Origin of the sequence: Streptococcus handemini, from assembly GCF_040984445.1 — a bacterium.
Taxonomy (GTDB): Bacteria; Bacillota; Bacilli; order Lactobacillales; family Streptococcaceae; genus Streptococcus; species Streptococcus handemini.
This window is the reverse complement of the sequence record NZ_JBFRYH010000011.1, coordinates 1-20,012: the sequence shown is the minus strand read 5'-3', so window position 1 is coordinate 20,012 and position 20,012 is coordinate 1. Positions and strand designations below refer to the sequence as shown.

The 20,012-nt window shown below is 41.9% G+C and carries 18 protein-coding genes; 15 read left to right on the top strand and 3 right to left on the bottom strand.

What is annotated here, in order from left to right:
* Window positions 1-31: 31 nt before the first annotated feature.
* Entirely contained in the window at window positions 32-1,036 is a 1,005-nt protein-coding gene (locus tag ABPH35_RS02910; RefSeq protein ID WP_349987956.1) for a lactonase family protein, read from the bottom strand.
* A 142-nt stretch (window positions 1,037-1,178) separates the two neighbouring features.
* Between ABPH35_RS02910 and ABPH35_RS02905 the strand changes: the two genes are divergently transcribed.
* From ABPH35_RS02905 to ABPH35_RS02890, 4 genes are all read left to right on the top strand, one after another.
* Entirely contained in the window at window positions 1,179-2,369 is a 1,191-nt protein-coding gene (locus ABPH35_RS02905) for an AI-2E family transporter (protein WP_349987955.1), read from the top strand.
* A complete protein-coding gene (locus ABPH35_RS02900) occupies window positions 2,359-3,588 on the top strand; it encodes a tetratricopeptide repeat protein (RefSeq protein WP_349987954.1) in 1,230 nt (409 codons plus the stop codon). The genes ABPH35_RS02905 and ABPH35_RS02900 overlap by 11 nt, the downstream gene beginning before the upstream one ends.
* A 3-nt stretch (window positions 3,589-3,591) precedes the next feature.
* Window positions 3,592-4,308 carry an acetolactate decarboxylase gene (budA, locus tag ABPH35_RS02895; RefSeq protein WP_349987953.1) on the top strand — a complete coding sequence of 239 codons (717 nt, stop codon included), beginning with the start codon at window positions 3,592-3,594 and terminating at the stop codon, window positions 4,306-4,308.
* Window positions 4,309-4,435: 127 nt separating this feature from the next.
* A complete protein-coding gene (locus tag ABPH35_RS02890) occupies window positions 4,436-5,080 on the top strand; it encodes a DJ-1/PfpI family protein (RefSeq protein WP_349987952.1) in 645 nt (214 codons plus the stop codon).
* A 19-nt stretch (window positions 5,081-5,099) separates the two neighbouring features.
* Here the strand turns inward: ABPH35_RS02890 and ABPH35_RS02885 are convergent, their stop codons facing one another.
* On the bottom strand, window positions 5,100-5,570 hold the full coding sequence (locus ABPH35_RS02885) for an 8-oxo-dGTP diphosphatase (RefSeq protein ID WP_349987951.1): 471 nt from the start codon (window positions 5,568-5,570) through the stop codon (window positions 5,100-5,102).
* Window positions 5,571-5,596: 26 nt separating this feature from the next.
* A complete protein-coding gene (locus ABPH35_RS02880) occupies window positions 5,597-7,246 on the bottom strand; it encodes an Rqc2 family fibronectin-binding protein (protein WP_349987950.1) in 1,650 nt (549 codons plus the stop codon).
* Window positions 7,247-7,760: 514 nt separating this feature from the next.
* Here ABPH35_RS02880 and trpX point away from each other — a divergent pair.
* The 11 genes from trpX to ABPH35_RS02825 all read left to right on the top strand — a co-directional run.
* Complete coding sequence (trpX, locus tag ABPH35_RS02875) at window positions 7,761-8,759, top strand: tryptophan ABC transporter substrate-binding protein (RefSeq protein WP_349987949.1); 999 nt, start codon at window positions 7,761-7,763, stop codon at window positions 8,757-8,759.
* A gap of 74 nt (window positions 8,760-8,833) precedes the next feature.
* Entirely contained in the window at window positions 8,834-9,700 is an 867-nt protein-coding gene (locus tag ABPH35_RS02870; protein WP_349987948.1) for an ABC transporter permease, read from the top strand.
* Window positions 9,697-10,455 (top strand): ABC transporter ATP-binding protein, encoded by a 759-nt coding sequence (locus tag ABPH35_RS02865; protein ID WP_068993127.1) that lies wholly within the window; start codon window positions 9,697-9,699, stop codon window positions 10,453-10,455. The genes ABPH35_RS02870 and ABPH35_RS02865 overlap by 4 nt, the downstream gene beginning before the upstream one ends.
* Window positions 10,456-10,590: 135 nt before the next feature.
* Entirely contained in the window at window positions 10,591-11,298 is a 708-nt protein-coding gene (gene ccdA2, locus ABPH35_RS02860; RefSeq protein ID WP_349987947.1) for a thiol-disulfide oxidoreductase-associated membrane protein CcdA2, read from the top strand.
* 19 nt (window positions 11,299-11,317) lie between these two features.
* A complete protein-coding gene (locus ABPH35_RS02855) occupies window positions 11,318-11,971 on the top strand; it encodes a peroxiredoxin family protein (RefSeq protein WP_349987946.1) in 654 nt (217 codons plus the stop codon).
* Between the two features lie 9 nt (window positions 11,972-11,980).
* Window positions 11,981-13,102: a peptide-methionine (R)-S-oxide reductase MsrB gene (gene msrB / locus ABPH35_RS02850; RefSeq protein WP_349987945.1), complete on the top strand. Its 1,122-nt coding sequence runs from the start codon at window positions 11,981-11,983 to the stop codon at window positions 13,100-13,102.
* A gap of 192 nt (window positions 13,103-13,294) precedes the next feature.
* The gene (locus ABPH35_RS02845; protein ID WP_349987944.1) at window positions 13,295-14,029 is read left to right on the top strand and encodes a response regulator transcription factor; all 735 of its coding nucleotides are present in this window, start codon (window positions 13,295-13,297) and stop codon (window positions 14,027-14,029) included.
* Entirely contained in the window at window positions 14,026-15,717 is a 1,692-nt protein-coding gene (locus tag ABPH35_RS02840; RefSeq protein WP_349987943.1) for a cache domain-containing sensor histidine kinase, read from the top strand. The genes ABPH35_RS02845 and ABPH35_RS02840 overlap by 4 nt, the downstream gene beginning before the upstream one ends.
* A gap of 115 nt (window positions 15,718-15,832) precedes the next feature.
* Window positions 15,833-16,054, top strand: coding sequence for a CsbD family protein (locus ABPH35_RS02835; protein ID WP_349987942.1), 222 nt, complete (start codon window positions 15,833-15,835; stop codon window positions 16,052-16,054).
* Between the two features lie 155 nt (window positions 16,055-16,209).
* A complete protein-coding gene (gene nox, locus ABPH35_RS02830; protein WP_349987941.1) occupies window positions 16,210-17,580 on the top strand; it encodes a H2O-forming NADH oxidase in 1,371 nt (456 codons plus the stop codon).
* Window positions 17,581-17,976: 396 nt separating this feature from the next.
* Window positions 17,977-20,012, top strand: a 2,036-nt coding sequence (locus ABPH35_RS02825) for a YSIRK-type signal peptide-containing protein (protein WP_349987940.1), incomplete at its 3' end; no start/stop codon positions are given.

The window sequence follows — 20,012 nt, the reverse complement described above, 5'->3', positions numbered from 1 at the left end:
GAGTTTAATAGTGGAACATTAAAGGAATCACTTATAAGAATGTAACAGCAACGGCTTCTGGTACGATAAAGTCAGAAGATAGGTTACTTAGTTTTCCAGTTTCGCTATCACGATGAAAGACACTAACATTGTCGGAATCTTGATGGGCAACAATGAGGAAACGATTATCAGGACTTAAAACGAAATCGCGTGGTGTTTTGCCAAGACTTGGTACAATTTCAAGCAACTCAAGACTAGCATCTCCAAGCACCTTGTAAACAGCAATTGAATCATGGCCACGGTTGGAGCCGTAAAGGAATTTTCCGTCAGATGAGAGGCGGATAGCTGCTGTACCATTAAAGTCTGTGTAGTCACTCGGCAGGGTGGAAATAGTCTGCATGAGCTCAAATTCTCCCAATCCGTCATAGATGAGGACTTCAATAGTGGAGTTCAATTCACAGATCAGATAGGCAATCTTCGTTGTTGGATGGAAGGTAATGTGACGTGGACCAGCACCTGGCGTTGCCTGATAGCGGGCAAGGGGGGCGAGTTTACCCTGATCAGAAACAGTGTAGGTTACAACTTCATCTGTTCCTAAATCACAGGTGACAAGGTAGTTGTCAGGTGTCAAGTCTGCGAAATGAACGTGAGGGCTGGCTTGGTTTGGATGTGGTCCAGCTCCCTCGTGCTGTTGGCAATCAGTCAATGTGAGGCCACCGTTTTCTAAGCGTTTATAGACAAGAACTTGTCCTTTATGATAATTGGCCCCGTAGACAAGCTGGCGCTCATCGTCTACAGATACATAGCAATGGGGTGCGCCTTCTTCAACTGCATGATTGATGAGCTCCAATTTTGGCGAAAATGCCGCCAATCCTCCTTGAGTTTCTTCTGCACCAACTGTGTAGAGAAAGCTATCGCTTGAAAAGGCTAGGTAGGTCGGATTTGACTCAGCCGCAACCAAGCGACGATTACTTAGTTTTCCTGTTTCTGCATTAAAATCTACAGCGTAAATCCCCTCAGAAGCTCGTTTTGTGTAAGTGCCAAAATAAAGTGTCATCAGTCATTCCTCACATTTCATATTCTAGTATGTCAGATTATATCATATTTTTAGGAAAAAGTCCCTCCAATTAATGATTTCTAACAAACGAAAATAGGGGATACGTGGTATAATAGAAAAAAATACATGAAAGAGGTGCGCTATGGACGATCAGAAGCAAAAATTTTCAACTTCTTGGTTTTTTAAATGGTTTATCAACAATCAGGCTGTGACATTTTTTCTCGTTACCCTACTAGTTTTATTGACCATCTTGGTGTTGACAAAGATTAGTTTTATTTTTAGCCCGATTGGTAGTTTTTTAGAAATTATTCTACTTCCGATGTTGTTGACAGGATTGCTCTATTACTTGCTCAACCCAATTGTTGATCTATTGGAGAAATACAAGGTATCACGAACGGTTGCGATTGGAATTCTCTTTGTCGTGATTGCTTTTCTCTTGTTTTGGGGCTTGGCCGTTGCCATTCCAAGTATACAAAAACAGGTAGTGAGTTTTGCACGAAATCTTCCGGTCTATATTCAAGACATTGAAGCACAGGTGACAGCCTTATTACAGGATGATCGATTTGAGCAGTTTCGGCCAACAGCCTTGGAAATTTTGGACAATGTCAACAGTCATATTATTTCCTTTGCACAAAAGTTATCATCAAGTGCGGTCGATTGGGCTAAGAACTTGATTAGTGCGACCTCGCAAGTAGTCGTAGCTGTTTTGATTATGCCCTTTATTCTCTTTTATCTCTTGCGGGATGGGCAATACCTCAAAGCCCATATTACCAAATATCTACCGACCAAGTGGCGGACATCAATCGGTAATGTCTTGACCGATGTCAATAGCCAATTGTCCAATTATGTGCGTGGGCAGGTCACGGTAGCAGCCATTGTTGCCCTGATGTTTTCGATTATGTTTTCTGTTATCGGGCTGAGCTACCCGATTACTTTGGGGATTGTAGCCGGTTTCTTAAACTTGATTCCCTATCTTGGGTCTTTCCTTGCCATGATTCCAGCGCTAATCTTGGGAGCTATTGCAGGGCCATTTATGCTGATTAAGGTGGTCATTGTCTTTGCGGTGGAGCAGACAATTGAGGGGCGGTTTGTGACGCCGTTGATTATCGGCAGTTCTTTGAATATCCACCCGATTACCATTTTATTTGTCCTCTTAACGGCAGGTCAGATGTTTGGCGTGGTGGGAGTCTTACTTGGAATTCCAATCTATGCCTCAATTAAGGTTGTCTTAAAAGCAATCTTTGAATGGTATAAGGAGTATAGTGATTTGTATGAGCCAGAAACTTTGTATGAGCCAGAAACGGAAGTGATTGAGGGAATGAATGACAAATAGTGAAAAAATGCTAGTCTGCTTAGAACAACAAGACTTGCCAAAGGCGATGAAATACTTTCAGCGTGCCTTAGAGACGGACTCCGATGAGGTCTTGCTAGACTTGGCAGCCTATCTAGAAAGCATTGGTTTTCTGCCACAGGCAAAGGAAATCTACCTACGTTTGCAAGAGACTTATCCTGAACTAGCCATTCGGCTTGCTCAAATTGCCACTGAAGATGGCTTGGTGGAAGAAGCCTTTGGTTATCTAGATACGATTGACATGACCAGTCCTGCTTATGTAGAGGCCTTACTTGTGAAAGCAGATTTGTACCAATCAGAAGGTCTTGCAGATGTGGCGAGGGAAAAGCTCTTAGAGGCTAGCCAATTGTCAGCTGATCCGGTGATTTTGTTTGGTCTGGCCGAGCTAGACATGGAATTGCAGGAGTATAAAGAAGCGATTCAATACTATGCCCAGCTGGATAATCGAGATATTTATGACTGGACAGGTGTGTCCACCTACCAGCGGATTGGGCTTGCCTATGCTAGTCTTGGAAAGTTTGAAGTAGCGATTGAATTTTTAGAAAAGGCAGTAGAGCTGGCTTACGATGATCAGACGGTCTTTGAGCTTGCGACCCTGTTGCTAGACCGAGAAGACTATCAGAAATCAGCCCTTTATTTCAAGCAATTAGACACAATGAATCCAGAATTTGAAGGCTATGAATATGCCTATGCCCAAGCCCTTCATGGAGAGCATAAGTTGGCAGAAGCACGGGAGATGATAGCAAAAGGGCTTGCGAAAAATGAATACGATCCAGCTCTGCTGTTGTTGGCTTCTCAGTATGCTTATGAGGACCACGATGCCAAGGCAGCAGAAGCCTATCTCTTACAGGCTAAGCCTGATGTGGACGATGAAAATGAAGTGGTTCTGCGCTTAACCAACCTCTATTTGGAGCAAGAACGCTATGAGGAGGTCGTAAGTCTGTACTCAGAAGAATTGGACCATGTCTTAGCGGTGTGGAATATCGCAAAAGCCTATCAGGTCTTGGAAAGAGATGCCGAAGCGCTTGCCCTCTTTGAGCAATTAGAGCAGGACCTGGCTGAAAATCCTGAATTTTTGGCTGATTATAGCGAGCTATTGCGACAGAATGGTCAGTTAGATAAGGCGAAAAAAATAGCAGGTCGTTATCTTCAGTTGGTACCGGATGATCTCCTCATGCAGGAATTTTATAATCAGGGATAAAGAATGGAAGCAAATAAATTATTTCAGTATAATACACTTGGCGCCTTAATGGCTGGCTTGTACGGTGGCTCTTTGACCGTCGGAGAATTGCTAGAACACGGTGATTTGGGACTTGGGACACTGGATTCCATTGACGGAGAATTGATTGTACTGGACGGGAAAGCCTATCAGGCCAAGGGGTCAGGTGATAAGCCAGAAGTGGTGGAGGTATCACCAGATGTCAAGGTGCCGTATGCAGCGGTGATTTTTCATCAGGCAGAAGTGATTTTTAAGCAGCGCTTTGAAATGACTGATAAGGAATTGCAGGCACGAATCGAATCCTACTACGACGGTGAAAATCTCTTTCGCTCGATTAAAATCCGTGGTCATTTTTCAAAAATGCACGTGCGGATGATTCCCAAATCTTCTTCTGATATGAAGTTTGCGGAAGTCGCAACCCACCAACCAGAATACACTGCAGAAGACATCTCAGGCACCATTGTTGGGATTTGGACACCTGAAATTTTTCATGGAGTGAGCGTGGCAGGTTATCATCTGCACTTTATTTCAGATGATCATAGCTTTGGTGGACATGTCATGGACTATGTCATCAGCCAAGGTTTTGTGGAAGTCGGAGCTGTTGACCAACTGGATCAACGCTTTCCTGTCCAAGACCGCCAATTCCTCTTTGCCAAATTTAATGCAAAAGAAGTGCGTGAGGACATTGACAAGGCGGAGTAATCGTTTCTTACACCTACCTCAGGCTACTGGGGTAGGATTTTTAATCTATTTTTGCTGGAATTGACACCGTTTACGTAAAATGCTATAATTGCTATAGTATAGAAAATCTTCTCTAGGAGGTGCCCGTATGAGAATCGGTTTGTGTATCTATGACCAATGTTCTATTCAGGAAATCAGTCTCTTGATTTCCATACTGTCCTTGGATTTTGGCCAGAAAATTGATTACCTAGCAAGTGAACAAGCAGTCATTCAGAGTGAGGAAGGGCTCTTGATCATGCCGACGCATTCTTTTGATGAAGTCGATCCACTGGACTATGATTGTCTGATTTTAACAGGCACTATGAATCCTCTAAAAAGCGTCTATGATGAGCGCTTGATTGCATTTTTGAGAGAAGTGGATACTGAGAAAACCTTGCTCGCAGCCATCTCATCATCAGTTATGTTTGTGGCAAAAGCAGGACTCCTAAAGGGCAAAGACTACACGGGTGGCTTGTATATGAACTTTGTCAACCATTTCGACTTTCTCGATGAAGAGCATTTTAAGCCATCTCCCATACTGGTGTCAGATCGAGTCATTACAGCCATGGGATTTGGTGCAAGGAAATTTGCTATTGCTGTCCTTCGTGGCCTTGGCTTTGAAGTATCAGATAGGTGTGGAATCTTACCAGAAGATCGCTATACTGAGGAAGAATTGCGCTTCTACTTTTCTCCAGAAATATGGCAGGAAGTCCTAGCAGATATTCAGCAGTATGAAAGAAAAAGAGGCGGCTAGCCTCTTTTTCTGATATCGTCTAATCATACAATTTTTCTTCGGTATGGGAAATACAGTGATTTTCCTTGTCCCAGTAGTGGATGCGCTCAAAGGAACCTTTGCGCCAGTAGAGGGGGAGCCTGTCACGAATATCATCTTGCATGTCCAGCTGTTCAAGTTGATCAATCGACCACCACTTGGGTGTCCCTTCAGGTGATTCGCTCACGACCTCGCCCTCAAAATCCTCACAGAGAAAGTCGTAGTAGACGTAGCGTTCATTTCCGATAGGATTGGTAAAGCCTGAGATGCCCTTTAGTTGCAGGTTGAGAACCGTTAGTCCTGTCTCTTCCTTGACCTCACGGACTGCTGCTTCAAAAAAGCTTTCGGGAAATTCGACCTTGCCACCTGGCTGAATCCAACCTTTGAAATCATCATGCTGGCGATCTAAGAGCAGGACTTGGTCGTCCTTTTTAATACAAACATTAACATAGTTTTTAATCGTTTCGCGCATAGTACACCCTTTCTGTTGTGAGGTTCTTATTGCTTCATGGCTTTAATCTTTGCTTCATCAGGTGTAACACGGAGTGTTTTTTGACCACGATAGGTCACAAATCCCGGCTTTCCACCAGTTGGCTTGTGCAATTTTTTGGCCTCGATCATATCAACTTGGACTAGATTGGAGTAGCGAGATTTGGAGAAATAAGCCGCCAATTCTGCCGCATCCGTCTTAACTTCGTCGCTTGGATCAAGATTATCCGTGATAATGACATGACTTCCTGGGATGTCTTTGGCATGGAACCACAATTCGCCTTTTTTTGCCAGTTTAAAGGTCAATTCATCATTTTGGAGATTGTTTTTCCCAACGAGAATAATTGTTTTGCCGTCTGTTGCTAGATAGCGCTCTGGTTTTTGGCGTTTGGCGATTTTCTCTCTATGGCGGCGTTTGAGATAGCCAGTTTCAATCAATTCTTCTCTAATTTCGTCAATTTCAGAAAGACTGGCCTGTCCCAGCATGGTGTCAACACTTTCTAAGTAGTTAATGCTAGCCTTAGTTTCTGCAATCAGGTTGGTTAAATGTTTGACAGCTTCCTTTAATTTCTGGTATTTTTTGAAATAGCGTTGGGCATTTTGGGTTGGAGTAAGCGCAAGGTCCAGTTCAATCTCCAATGGTTCATTGGTATAATAATTGTCTAGGGTCACACTAGCTTGGTCATTGGGAACTTGGTGCAGGTAGGTTGTCAGTAACTCCCCTTTTTGGCGGAAGAATTCAGCTGTTTCGGTGTCTAGGAGTTCTTGTTCTTGTTTACCTAATTTTTTGCGGTTCTTGTCCAATTCACTAGCGACCCGCTTAATCAATTCCTGAGCTTGTTGAGCAACACGGTCCCGTTCCGCCTTATCCTGATAATAAAAATCAAGGAGTTCTGATAGACTGGAAAATGCTTCCTGACTATCTGCAAAAGGAACAGCAGAGTAAGATTTAGCCGTTACGTTAGGCTGGCAGGTTTGGGCAAAAAAACTACGGAAGTTTTTGAGTTTATCCGTGAGAAGTTGTTCAGACAAGGCTGTTGCGGTATCTCGTCCCAAGCCCTGAAAAAGGACTTGAAGTCGCTTGGGTGCTAGCTCTTCGGTACTCAAGATTTCAAATAATTTTTCATCCTTGATGGTAAAGGGATTGTGGCTATTGGTCTCAGGAGGGCGGACATAGCTCGACCCCGGTAGAATGGTCCGATAGGAATTTTGTGAAAAGCCGACGTGCTTAATAGCTTCGATAATCCGCTCCTCGGCCTTATCAATGAGGAGAATATTGCTGTGTTTCCCCATGATTTCAACAATCAAACTGACCTTAATATGATCGCCAATCTCGTCCTTGTTTGACACGATAAATTCCAAGATTCGGTCATTGTCCCACTGGCGGATAGTCTCGATAATGGCGCCCTGCAAGTATTTTCGTAAAATCATGGTAAAGGTGTTGGGAACCTTTGGATTGGTAAAGTCAGTCTGGGTCAGCTGGGCGCGACCAAAGACCGAATGAGCAGAGAGTAGCAGTTTGTGACTTGTCCGATTGCTGCGGATATGGAGGACTATTTCCTGCTCAAAAGGCTGGTTAATCTTCTGAATTCGTCCACCCTCAAGTGCTTCTTGCAATTCAGCTGTCATGTGATGTAAAAAAAATCCGTCAAAAGACATGTCTATTCCTCATATTTCTAGTTAGTAGCGGTGTTCATTTTCTGTTTCGTTGCTTCCCAATTATACCATTTTTTAAAAATTTTACAAAAAGCTATTGACAAATAAAATAAGAAATTTTATAATGTTTACTAATCAGAAGAAGTAATAAGTGAGAAGTTTTCAGGGAGCTTGTGGTGATTGTGAACAAGCAGCGGACATTTATGAAATGGGCTGAGGATATAAATGAATTCAAAACAATGAGAATTCGGTTGGCACCCCTTACCGTGCAACTCCTTGTTAGAGGAGATAGAGATATGGAAGGATTCTAGACACTTCCATAAGTGAGGTGGCACCGTGTCATTGACGCCCTCGCATACAGCTTTTGTATGTGAGGGCTTTTTCTATAGTGTTATGGATGACAGAGCACTGTATGAGGAGGGATTATATCATGAAGAAACGATGGCGTCTGTAAAGATTAGGATAAACAATAGACTAAAATGTAGAGATACTTTATACATGAAATAGGAGATCAATCATGAAAAACAAAAATTTATTAGTAACCATTGTAGTGCTTGCAGTAGTCGTAATGGGTGGTATATTCTTTTCAACCAAGAAAGAGACGAAAAAAGAAGCAGACCAGACAGATGTCGCTAAGGTGGGAGTCCTTCAATTTGTGACCCACGAAGCGCTTGATGAAATTTACCGCGGTATCCAAGATGGTCTTGCAGAAGAAGGATTTAAAGGCGATAAAATCAACATTGACTTTATGAATGCAGAAGGGGACCAAGGCAAAATTGCTACTATGAGTGAACAATTAGTCGCAAATGGCAACCAAGTTGTGGTAGGAATTGCAACTCCAGCAGCTCAAGGCTTGGCGAGTGCAACAAGTGACCTTCCTGTTGTCATGGGAGCTATCACAGATCCAGTTGGTGCGAAATTGGTGAAAAGTCTTGAAAAACCAGGTGCAAATGTGACAGGTGTTGCTTGTCCGCAACCGATTGCTCAACAGCTGGAATTAATTAAAAAACTAACTCCAAACGCTAAAACAATTGGTGTCTTGTATTCCAGTAACGAAGATAATTCCAAATTGAATGTGGAAAAATTCACAGAGCTAGCAGAAAAGGAAGGCTATACAGTTCTAGCTTATCCAGTTCCGTCTAGCAATGAGATTGCTTCAACCATGGCTGTTATGACCAGCAAAGTTGATGCGATTTGGGTTCCACAAGATAATGCCATTGCTTCAGCCTTTAAGACAGTAGTTGCCAGCAACAAAGAAGCAAAAGTGCCAATCTTCCCAAGTGCGGACACCATGGTAAAAGAAGGTGGTTTGGCATCTGTTGTCGTGAGCCAATACGGCCTTGGCGTTTCAACAGGAAAAATGACTGCTAAGATTTTGAAAGGTGCAAAACCAGCAGAAACACCAGTAGATGTAGTGGATCAGGGTGCACCAATTATCAACAAAAAAGTTGCAGCAGAATTAGGGATTACAATTCCAGAAGAGATTGAAAAAGCTGCTGGTGAAATTGTAGAATAAGCTAGAAAATGAGAGTGGGTCTAAGTTTGTGATCAACAGGACCCACTTATTTCATACAGTATAGGATAGAAAATATGATTGTATCAATAGTATCACAGGGTCTGGTCTGGTCTATCTTGGGCCTTGGCATTTATATGACCTTTCGGATTTTGAATTTTCCAGACATGACGGCTGAAGGGAGCTTTCCTTTGGGAGGTGCAGTAGCAGTCACGTTGATTAGCGGTGGTATGAATCCATTTCTTGCGACAGGCATTGCAGTCCTTGCTGGTTGTGTAGCTGGTCTTGCAACAGCCTTGCTCTATACCAAAGGGAAAATTCCTACTCTTTTATCAGGGATTTTAGTGATGACCTCCTGCCATTCCATTATGCTGATGATTATGGGGCGTGCCAATCTTGGTTTGTTAGGGACGACACAAATTCAGGACTATCTCCCTTTTACTGACGCTATCAATAATCTAGTAGCAGGCTTAATATTTGTAGCTATCGTGATTGCAGCTCTGCTTTTCTTCCTTGATACCAAGTTAGGACAAGCCTACATCGCAACAGGGGATAATCCTGATATGGCACGGAGCTTTGGTATTGATACCGACCGAATGGAACTCATGGGCTTGGTCTTATCAAATGGTGTGATTGCACTTGCGGGTGCTTTGATTGCCCAACAGGAAGGTTATGCGGATGTCTCACGTGGAATCGGGGTCATTGTTGTGGGTCTTGCCAGTCTGATTATCGGTGAAGTGCTCTTTAAGAGTCTCAGTCTTGCAGAGCGGTTGATGACCATTGTCATTGGGGCTATTTCTTATCAATTTTTGATTTGGGCTGTGATTGCGCTCGGCTTTAATACGAGCTATCTTCGCATTTATAGCGCTGTAATCTTGGCAATCTGCCTTATGATTCCGACTCTAAAAGCAAAAGTCTTCAAAGGAGTGACCATTAGCAAATGACAGCAATTGTAGAATTAAAAGATGCCACTAAGGTGGTCAATAGCGGATTTGGCGAAGAAAAAGTGATTTTAAATCAGGTCTCTCTAACGATTCATGAGCATGATTTCATTACGATTTTAGGGGGGAATGGTGCTGGTAAATCAACCTTGTTCAATGTGATTGCAGGAACCTTGCCGCTGACTAGTGGGACAATTCATATCCTGGGTGACAATGTGACGCATTTGTCACCGGAGAAAAGAGCCAAGTATCTGGCCCGAGTCTTTCAAGATCCGAAAATGGGGACAGCACCTCGGATGACGGTTGCAGAAAATCTCTTGATTGCGAAATTCCGTGGGGAAGGGCGTGGTCTTGTTCCGCGAAAACTAAGTAGTTACAAGGAAGAATTTCAAGCAACGATTGACCAGATTGGCAATGGCCTTGAAAAACATTTGGACACACCAATTGAATTTCTATCAGGTGGTCAACGTCAAGCACTGAGCCTCTTGATGGCGACCTTGAAACGTCCAGAATTGTTGCTTTTGGATGAGCATACAGCGGCTCTTGATCCTAAGACGAGTGTAGCTCTCATGGAATTGACAGACCGCTTTGTCACCAAGGATCAATTGACAGCTCTGATGATTACTCACCAAATGGAAGATGCGCTCAAATACGGCAATCGCCTCTTAGTGATGAAAGATGGGCAAATTATCCAAGATTTGAACAAAGAAGAAAAACAAAAAATGACCTTGGCAGATTATTATCGCTTGTTTGAATAAAAAGGACTCCTCAGTTCAGAAGAACTGGGGAGTTTGTGTTATCTAATCAAATTCAAGTTTTTCCACATGAAATTCTCTAGTTTTTGGGGTGAAATAGGACTATACTAGAGATACAAAAGGATAAGGAGTAACGAAATGACCTCAGTTGTATTTTTAGTATCGGTATTTTTAGCAGGAATCCTGTCTTTCTTCTCACCGTGCATTCTCCCATTATTACCAGTATATGTCGGTGTCTTGCTCGATTCAGATGAACCAAGAACCGTACGATTTTTCGGAATGGAAATTGCCTGGTATGGTATTGTCAAAACCCTCTTTTTCATCGCAGGGCTATCCATGGTCTTTATTACGCTAGGATATGGGGCGGGATTTCTAGGAAATCTCCTCTATACGGATTGGTTCCGTTATGTTCTAGGAGGAATCGTAGTTGTTCTAGGGATTCACCAGACAGGGATCATCAACATTTCCCAATTGCAAAAGCAAAAGAGTGTCCAATTTAAGCAGGATAAAAAACGCAATGATTTCTACAATGCCTTCTTGCTCGGTTTGACCTTTAGCTTTGGTTGGACACCATGTGTCGGACCGGTACTAAGCTCGGTGCTTGCGATTGCGGCTTCAGGTGGTAATGGGGCTTGGCAAGGGGCAATCCTCATGTTGCTTTACACACTAGGTCTTGCTTTTCCATTCCTATTAGTAGCTCTTGCATCATCATTTGTTCTACGCTATTTCAGTAAACTCAAACCCTATATGGGAACCTTAAAGAAAATTGGTGGAATTATCATTATTCTAATGGGAATTCTACTCATGTTAGGAAATTTAAATATCTTTGCCCAATTATTTGGATAAATCGAAAAGGAGAAATTTTATGAAAACCAAAACCTTATTGCTTGCTAGCCTCTTATCAGTTGGTCTTTTGACAGCCTGTTCTAGTCAGAAGGCAGATGATATGAAAAAAATGGATGACAGCTCTATGATGAAAAAGGATGAGAAAATGTCTGATGAAAAGAAAGACATGAAAGATGACAAGATGTCTGATAAAGATAATATGAAAAAAGACGAAATGGGAGAAGGAGAAAGTAAGGTGATGAATGATGGAAAACCAGCCCCTGATTTTACCTTAGAGGGTGTAGACGGCAAGACCTATAAGCTATCAGATTTCAAGGGTAAAAAAGTCTATCTGAAATTCTGGGCTTCGTGGTGTTCGATTTGCTTGTCAACTTTGAGAGACACAGATGACCTGGCAAGTCAAGTAGAGGACAAGGATTATGTCATTTTAACCGTTGTTTCTCCAGATCATATGGGTGAAAAGTCTGCAGAAGATTTCAAAAAATGGTATGATGGGCTTGACTATACACACACTCCAGTGCTTCTTGATCCAAGTGGTAAATTGTTGCAGGAATACGGTGTCCGTGCTTATCCAACGTCTGCCTTTATCGGTAGCGATGGAGTCTTAGTTGAAGTTCATCCAGGATTTATGGACAAGGCCGGCATTGAAAACAAGCTAAAAGAAATAAAATAGGAGGACAAAATGATTGATAAGTCTAAAGTTTTCCTCATTATCGGAGGCGTATTCGTTCTTATAGTTGCTTTTATACTCGGAAGTCGTTTATTGAACTCATCTACAGCGTCAACATCGACTTCTCAAATAAAAGATGCAGTCTTGAACCAAACCAATGATGTAAAAAGAAAGGAAAAGAAAGATTCTATGAAAGAAGAACTCCACGAAATTTATCTTGCAGGCGGTTGCTTCTGGGGCGTTGAAGAATATTTCTCACGAGTGGGAGGAGTGACAGATGCTGTATCAGGCTATGCCAATGGAAAAGGGAGCACTACCAAGTATGAATTGATTAGTCAGACAGGTCATGCTGAGACAGTAAAAGTAACCTATGATAAGAATCAAATTTCCTTGCGCGAAGTTTTGCTTCATTATTTCCGCATTATCGACCCAACTAGTATCAATAAACAAGGAAATGACCGAGGAACACAGTATCGGACAGGTGTTTATTACACAGACAAAGAGGATTCAAAGGTCATCGAAGAAGTCTTTGACGAGCAAGCTAAGAAATTGGATAAGCCCCTTGCTGTTGAAAAAGGTGCTTTGGAGAACTTCGTAGAAGCTGAAGAATACCACCAAGATTACCTCAAGAAAAATCCGAATGGCTACTGCCACATCAATGTCAACCAAGCGAGCTATCCCGCCATTGACGAAAGTTTATACCACAAACCAAGTGATGAAGAAATCAAGAAGATGTTAACAGCAGAAGAGTATGCTGTAACTCAAAAAAATGACACCGAACGTGCCTTTTCAAACCGCTATTGGGATCAATTTGAGGAAGGAATCTATGTCGATATTGTCACGGGTGAACCCCTATTTTCTTCCAAAGATAAGTTCGATTCTGGTTGTGGTTGGCCAAGTTTCACGCGCCCAATCAGTCCAGATGTAGCGACTTATAAAGAAGATCATAGTTTCAATATGGTGCGGACGGAAGTGAGAAGCCGGGTTGGTGATTCTCACTTAGGACATGTCTTTACCGATGGTCCAAAAGACAAGGGTGGCCTGCGTTACTGCATTAACAGTCTTTCTATCAAGTTCATTCCAAAAGCAGAAATGGAAAGCAAAGGTTATGGCTACCTCTTAGATTATGTGTAGTAGCTTCATTTGAAACTGAAACATCATCTTTCCTAACTCCAATTATACTTGCGATTTTAGCAATCCAATAGTCAGTTTCATTTGATGATATGAAGGATAAGGCGGGGAAACTCGCCTTATTTATTGTGAATGAACAGTCATTTCTGTCATAATTTGCTATACTAGAGGTAGGATCTCAGACAGGAGAAAAATATGTATAAACTCATGATTGTAGAAGATGAATATCTTGTCCGACAAGGTATTTCATCCTTGCTGGATTTTGAAAAATTGGGGATGGAAGTCTTGGCAGAAGCAGAAAATGGTGTGGAGGCTTGGGAACTCTTTCAAAAAAAGCAAGCAGACGTCCTGTTAACCGATATTAACATGCCTCAGATGAACGGTATCCGATTGGCACAACTGGTCAAGGAGCATTATCCAGAGACTCATATCGTTTTTTTGACGGGCTATGATGATTTTGACTATGCGCTGTCTGCTGTAAAATTGGGGGCAGATGACTATCTCCTCAAACCTTTTTCTAAGGCAGATGTGGAGGAAATGCTCGTCAAAGTAAAGATTAAGCTAGACAAGGAAGAAAAACGGCAACAAATCAGTGATTTGGTTGAACAGAGTGAAACCTCCAGTCTCGCACAACTCATTCAAGAGAGGCTAGCCGATCAGGACTTATCTCTCAAATCTTTAGCACAGGATCTCGGTTTTAGTCCTTCACACCTCAGTGTTGTTTTAAAAAAGGAACTGGGTCTGCCCTTTCAAGACTATCTGATTCAGGAGCGGATGAAAAAGGCCAAATTGTTGCTGTTGACCACAGATTTGAAGATTTATGAAATAGCAGAGCAGGTAGGATTTGAAGATATGAACTATTTTTCTCAGCGTTTTAAACAGGTTGTTGGTGTCACACCACGCCAATTTAAAAAAGGAGAGCAGGGATGAAGCGGTTTTCTCTTTTTGTTCAGTTAGTAGTTTATGTGGCTGTCACCATGTTATTGCTGCTTGGGATTGTTGGTGCTGGTTACTACCATAAGAGTGCGGACGTGATTCGAGAAACGACTGAGCAAAATACACAAAATACCATTTCCCAAAGTGGTCAATTTGTCCAGTCTTATTTGGAAAAATTAAAAGAAACAACCAGTAGTTTGGCAAATCACGAGCTTGTCAAGACCTATGCAGAAGACTCTAATGCTCAAAACGAGAGCAATCTTCGCAAACTATTTGATACAATTTTATCAACCGACCGCGATTTGGTCTCAGCTGTCCTTGTGACAAAGTCAGGTCACTTGGTGTCAACAGATGAGGTGGTTAGCGTGAAAACATCTAGCGATATGATGAAAGAGGCTTGGTATCAAGCAGCTATCCACGAGCATGCTATGCCGGTTGTCACTCCTGCACGCCAAAATCTTTCTGAAGCTAATGAGAAATGGGTGGTCTCCATTACCCAAGAAGTGGTGGATGAAAAAGGTGAGAATCTCGCCGTTGTTCGCTTGGATATTGCCTATGATACCTTGTCGCATTATTTGGATCGCTTGCAACTGGGAGAAGACGGTTTTACCTTTATCATCAATAGCAATCATGAATTTGTCTATCATCCCAAAAAGAGTGTCTATTCATCTAGCGAGGAGATGAAAGCTTTGGAGCCTTACATCTTAGCGAAAAACAGCTATGTCAACAAAGGAGCTTCCTATGTCTACCAGTACAAGATTCCCCAGAGTGATTGGGTAATGATTGGAGTTGCTTCTATGGAAAATCTTCATCAGCTGCAAGGTCAAGTCCTGACGACTTTTGTCGGAACGGGACTGGTTGCTCTGGGAATTTGTCTTTTGGGAATTTGGTTTATCTTGCGGCATTGGATTAAGCCTTTACGAGATTTACAGGAGGCCATTTTGGCGATTGGAAATGGCGATGCTAGCCTTCGAGCGAAGGAAGAAGGGGCACCAGAATTGGTTGATTTGGCTCATCAATTTAACCGTATGCTGGATCAAATTGATAAATTGATGCTTGCTGTCAAAGAAGAAGAGCAAAATGTCCGCAAATATGAGCTACAGGCTCTTTCTAGTCAAATCAATCCTCATTTCCTTTACAATACCTTAGACACAATTGTCTGGATGGCGGAATTTAACAATAGCGAGAAAGTGGTTGAGGTGACCAAGTCGCTTGCCAAGTATTTCCGTTTAGCGCTGAATCAGGGCAATGAACAGATTGCTTTAAAAGATGAGATTGACCATGTTCGCCAGTATCTCTTTATCCAAAAACAGCGCTACGGGGACAAGTTGACCTATGAAATCGAAGAAGATGCGCGATTTGATGATTTTCAATTGCCTAAGCTGGTCTTACAGCCCCTAGTTGAAAATGCTATTTATCACGGTATTAAAGAGATAAAGGAACAGGGTTTGGTGCGCGTTTCTGTTGAAGAAAGAGGAGACTTCCTTGTCGTGTCTATCTATGACAATGGTCGTGGTTTTATTGCGCATGATACAACGGAAAATCTTCTTGTAAAACTTGGTGGTGTCGGTCTAAAAAATGTGGACCAACGCTTGCGCTTGCAATTTGGACAGGCCTATCATATGGAAATTGATTCTAAAACTGATAGCCATACGAGAATTTCCCTTTATTTTCCCAAGTGAGGGGTCCGAATAAAAGAACTTAGCGATGGTTAAACAGTTCTCTATGAGCGAAAAAGTTGAACTCCATTCCTAAATATGTTAACATGATGATATAAAATAAAAGGAGGACGAAGATATGTCTTTAAATTTAGATGAATTAACAGGCGGTTTGAAAGAACAAGCTGGAAAATTAGTTGGCGATAAGAAAACAGAAGTAGAAGGCCTTGTAGAAAAAACAGCTGGTAAAGCAAAAGAATTGGTTGATGAAGCAACGGATAAAGCCAAAGAACTTGCTGATGATGCAAAAGGTGCTGTAGAAGGCGCTGTAGAAGGTCTAAAAAACGTCCTTGGTAAATAGTAATCTAAAAGCATCTCGAAAGAGATGTTTTTTTCTGTAAAACTGACCTACTTAAAAATGTTGTGAATTTCTGAGCATAATGATTGTAATCGGTACCAATTGTATAGTATAATGTATCTTGAAAAAAATATTTTTTAGGAAAGTGAGATTTACTTATGTCTAAAATCGTTGTTGTTGGTGCAAACCATGCTGGTACAGCTTGTATCAAAACTATGTTAACAAACTATGGTGCGGACAACGAAATCGTTGTATTTGACCAAAATTCAAACATTTCCTTCCTTGGTTGTGGAATGGCACTATGGATTGGTGAGCAAATCTCTGGCCCAGAAGGCTTATTCTATTCTGATAAAGAGCAGTTGGAAAGCCTTGGTGCAAAAGTATACATGAACTCACCTGTTGAGTTTGTAGACTATGATAAAAAAGAAGTGCACGTTCTTTTAGAAGACGGTAGCAAACATGTTGAAAGCTATGACAAGTTGATTTTTGCGACTGGTTCACAACCAATTTTGCCACCAATCAAAGGTGCTGAAATCAAAGAAGGGTCACGTGAATTTGAAGCAACTCTTAAAAATCTTCAATTTGTTAAATTGTACCAAAACTCAGCAGATGTGATTGAGAAATTGAAAGATAAAGATATCAAACGTGTAGCAGTTGTTGGTGCTGGTTACATCGGTGTCGAACTTGCAGAAGCCTTTGAACGCAAAGGAAAAGAAGTCATCTTGATCGACGTTGTAGACACTTGTTTGGCAGGTTACTACGACCGTGATTTGACAGATATGATGAGCAAGAACCTTGAAGACCATGGTATCCAATTAGCCTTTGGTCAAACTGTACAAGCAATTGAAGGTGACGGCAAAGTAGAACGCATCGTAACAGACAAAGAAACATTTGACGTAGATATGGTTATCTTGGCTGTTGGTTTCCGACCAAATACTGGTCTTGGTGATGGTAAGATTGAACTCTTCCGCAATGGTGCTTTCCTTGTAAACAAAAAACAAGAAACAAGTATCAAAGATGTTTATGCAATCGGTGACTGTGCAACTGTCTATGACAACTCAATCGGTGATACGAACTACATCGCTCTTGCAACCAACGCTGTTCGCTCAGGTATCGTAGCAGCTCACAACGCATGTGGAACTGAATTGGAATCAATCGGGGTACAAGGCTCAAATGGTATTTCAATCTATGACCTTAAGATGGTTTCAACTGGTTTGACACTTGAAAAAGCAAAACGCTTTGGTTACAATGCAGTTGTGACTGAATTTACAGATAATCAAAAACCAGAATTTATCGAACATGATAACTTCCCAGTAACGCTTAAAATCGTTTATGATAAAGATACACGTGTCGTTCTCGGAGCTCAAATGGCTTCTAAAGAAGACATGTCAATGGGTATCCATATGTTCTCACTTGCTATCCAAGAAAAAGTTACCATCGAACGCCTAGCGCTTCTTGACATTTTCTTCTTGCCACACTTCAACAAGCCATACAACTACATCACAATGGCAGCCTTGGGTGCAGAATAAAAAGCAGAAAAAAAGAGGCTGGGACAAAAGTCCCTGGCCTCTTTTTTGCAGATTTAACAGTTTGGCGCAGTAGTTGTCTGGTTTATAAAATCTTGATAAATCAACATTCTACAAACCTAGTCAACCTTGTGGGGGTGGGACTACAAAATCGATTTCTATGAATTCACGATTTTTGTCCCACTCCCTTTTTTTCTGTCTATGATTTAGATGAGCAGAAGAGTGAAAGAGATAGTCCTTTCAAAATAGAGATGAGATACTATTTTTTATATTGCAAAGCAAATGCTTGTATTTTCGGGGGGGGGTGGTATAATAGCGACAGCGCTTTCTGCTGGGAAACGGAAAGAAGCCATCTGTTTGTCAGACAGATATTTTTTAATAGAAAGTAGAGGAAAATTGATGTTTTTCAAGAAAAAACAACGATTCTCAATTCGTAAGTTTACGATTGGTACGTGTTCGGTTCTTTTAGGAACAGTATTCGTAGCAGGCGTAGATAAAGTAGCTGCTGAGGAAGTGACTCCTAGTGAAGTGGTTTCTTCAGCACCAGAACTAGGAGGAGACCAGACATCAGAAACGACTGTGACAGATCGAGCAAGTGGTATAGCAGATGCTCTTGTTACACCTGTCACAGAAGAAGTGGCTTCAACCGAACGTCAGTTCGCTGTTCAGAACAAAGTGAGAGTTTTGGATGTTGCGAATCTCAGTGAAGCTGAAAAAGCAGCTGTTGTCGCAACAGTTCGTTCAGACAATAACTTGGCAGAAGGATTTAAAGTACTTGTGGCTAGTGATGGTTCGGTCACAGTGTTAGAAAACGATGCTCTTGTCGGTCGTTTGACGAGCGCAGAAGTAATAGAATCTCATGTAGCAGAAGTTATTCCAGTTACAGCAGGTGGTGAGACATCTGTTACTGATACAGAAAATGCCAACCGTCCCAAAGCGCCAAGCAGAGAAGCAGCCTTTCCAAATCAAGGGCAACCATTTTCAACCTTAGGAACGTCTGCTTTGCGAGCTACCGCTCAAAATGGTGCGGAAGAAGGAGCACCTGAGTGGAAAACAGATTACTCTGTCAAAGCAGTCAATGACGCAGATCCGAAAGATCCAGAACCAAATCGTTACACGACAGCTATCCTAGGATTGCGAGCTACGCAAGGTGACACAGAGCATCCGGTCAAATTCACCTACTCTGTAGATGCTACAGATCCAAAGTCTGAGGATGGAAAACCAGCCAAGGTCTATATTACAGCCTTCAAAGATGGTCAAGTTGTCAGGAAGGCTTCCCTCGATCTTTCTGACTCGACCACAGTTGTTCCAATGACGATTGATAACTTTACTGTTAATTTCAAAGTAGGAGAACATGGCATCATTTCTAGTAGCGGAAATGAACAGGAATATTTAGTCGGTAGAACCTATAGTGTCAATTCGTCGGCAGAGACAGTTTGGGGAGCGGAGGCTGAAAGCGCTGTAGCAACATGGTTGCCGCAACCAACCCACTATCTTGATATTGATACAGGAGAATCCATCCACCCTTCTTATAAGCAATATGGCTGGAGAGGGTATGACTATACGACCGTTCCAATCGTTATTGAAGGCTATGATTATGTCGAAACCAAAGGAAATCCATCAGGGGATATCGATCCGACTCGTGATTTCACGAAAGGCTCTGTTGAGTATCTTCGTAACCCTGCCTCAGGACCTAAAGGAATTCGGGAAATCGATGAAAATGGGAAAGAAAGCAATACTATCACTGTTTACAGGAAATTGACCTATCTTGATAATGACGGGACAGTGGAAGTAGAAGCCTATATCCTACCATATAGCATAGAATCAGAACTAAAAAAACAAAAAAAAGCAGCAGAAGCGTTAACAGATGCTTCAGCAAAAGCAGCTGCTCTAGCTGCAGTGGCAGAGGCTGAGAAAAAGGCAGAAGCAGAGTATTTCTTTACCCACCTTGAGGAGTTTCCTATTGAGGAGAATAAGCTCTATGATCCTCAAAATGTTTCGGATGCAGACCTAGCAGCTAGACCTGAATTAGCGGATTTAATTACCAAAGACAAAACGCACTACTTGCGTGCGAGATTTGAAGATAAAGAGAGAAGTCTTAGTGCGGGAGATTTTGCGGTTGAAAAGTACGCTGACTTGCCTGATAAACAAGTCCTTAAAGTTGGTGAACGAATGCGGATTTCTGTTCCGATTCTTCGTGCAAAAGATAATACGACCAACAATATTTTAAGTACCTCTGAACGCAATATTGCACTTTCAAATAGCTGGAAAATCGGTTCTGCGGTACGTTACTACTACCGTGCAAAACCAGGTTCAGTCATTGTCAACTATGTGGACGAAGCAGGAAATCCACTTCGCTTTAAAAAGGGAGACGAGATTGTAGAAGGTGACCAAAAGGTTGTCACAGATGGAAAAGCTAATACTCCTTATAATAC

Bases quoted from the DNA above. Each gene is read 5' to 3' on its own strand.
- ABPH35_RS02910 (WP_349987956.1), bottom strand. From the start codon at position 1,036: ATGACACTTTATTTTGGCACTTACACAAAACGAGCTTCTGAGGGGATT.
- ABPH35_RS02905 (WP_349987955.1), top strand. From the start codon at position 1,179: ATGGACGATCAGAAGCAAAAATTTTCAACTTCTTGGTTTTTTAAATGG.
- ABPH35_RS02900 (WP_349987954.1), top strand. From the start codon at position 2,359: ATGACAAATAGTGAAAAAATGCTAGTCTGCTTAGAACAACAAGACTTG.
- budA (WP_349987953.1), top strand. From the start codon at position 3,592: ATGGAAGCAAATAAATTATTTCAGTATAATACACTTGGCGCCTTAATG.
- ABPH35_RS02890 (WP_349987952.1), top strand. From the start codon at position 4,436: ATGAGAATCGGTTTGTGTATCTATGACCAATGTTCTATTCAGGAAATC.
- ABPH35_RS02885 (WP_349987951.1), bottom strand. From the start codon at position 5,570: ATGCGCGAAACGATTAAAAACTATGTTAATGTTTGTATTAAAAAGGAC.
- ABPH35_RS02880 (WP_349987950.1), bottom strand. From the start codon at position 7,246: ATGTCTTTTGACGGATTTTTTTTACATCACATGACAGCTGAATTGCAA.
- trpX (WP_349987949.1), top strand. From the start codon at position 7,761: ATGAAAAACAAAAATTTATTAGTAACCATTGTAGTGCTTGCAGTAGTC.
- ABPH35_RS02870 (WP_349987948.1), top strand. From the start codon at position 8,834: ATGATTGTATCAATAGTATCACAGGGTCTGGTCTGGTCTATCTTGGGC.
- ABPH35_RS02865 (WP_068993127.1), top strand. From the start codon at position 9,697: ATGACAGCAATTGTAGAATTAAAAGATGCCACTAAGGTGGTCAATAGC.
- ccdA2 (WP_349987947.1), top strand. From the start codon at position 10,591: ATGACCTCAGTTGTATTTTTAGTATCGGTATTTTTAGCAGGAATCCTG.
- ABPH35_RS02855 (WP_349987946.1), top strand. From the start codon at position 11,318: ATGAAAACCAAAACCTTATTGCTTGCTAGCCTCTTATCAGTTGGTCTT.
- msrB (WP_349987945.1), top strand. From the start codon at position 11,981: ATGATTGATAAGTCTAAAGTTTTCCTCATTATCGGAGGCGTATTCGTT.
- ABPH35_RS02845 (WP_349987944.1), top strand. From the start codon at position 13,295: ATGTATAAACTCATGATTGTAGAAGATGAATATCTTGTCCGACAAGGT.
- ABPH35_RS02840 (WP_349987943.1), top strand. From the start codon at position 14,026: ATGAAGCGGTTTTCTCTTTTTGTTCAGTTAGTAGTTTATGTGGCTGTC.
- ABPH35_RS02835 (WP_349987942.1), top strand. From the start codon at position 15,833: ATGTCTTTAAATTTAGATGAATTAACAGGCGGTTTGAAAGAACAAGCT.
- nox (WP_349987941.1), top strand. From the start codon at position 16,210: ATGTCTAAAATCGTTGTTGTTGGTGCAAACCATGCTGGTACAGCTTGT.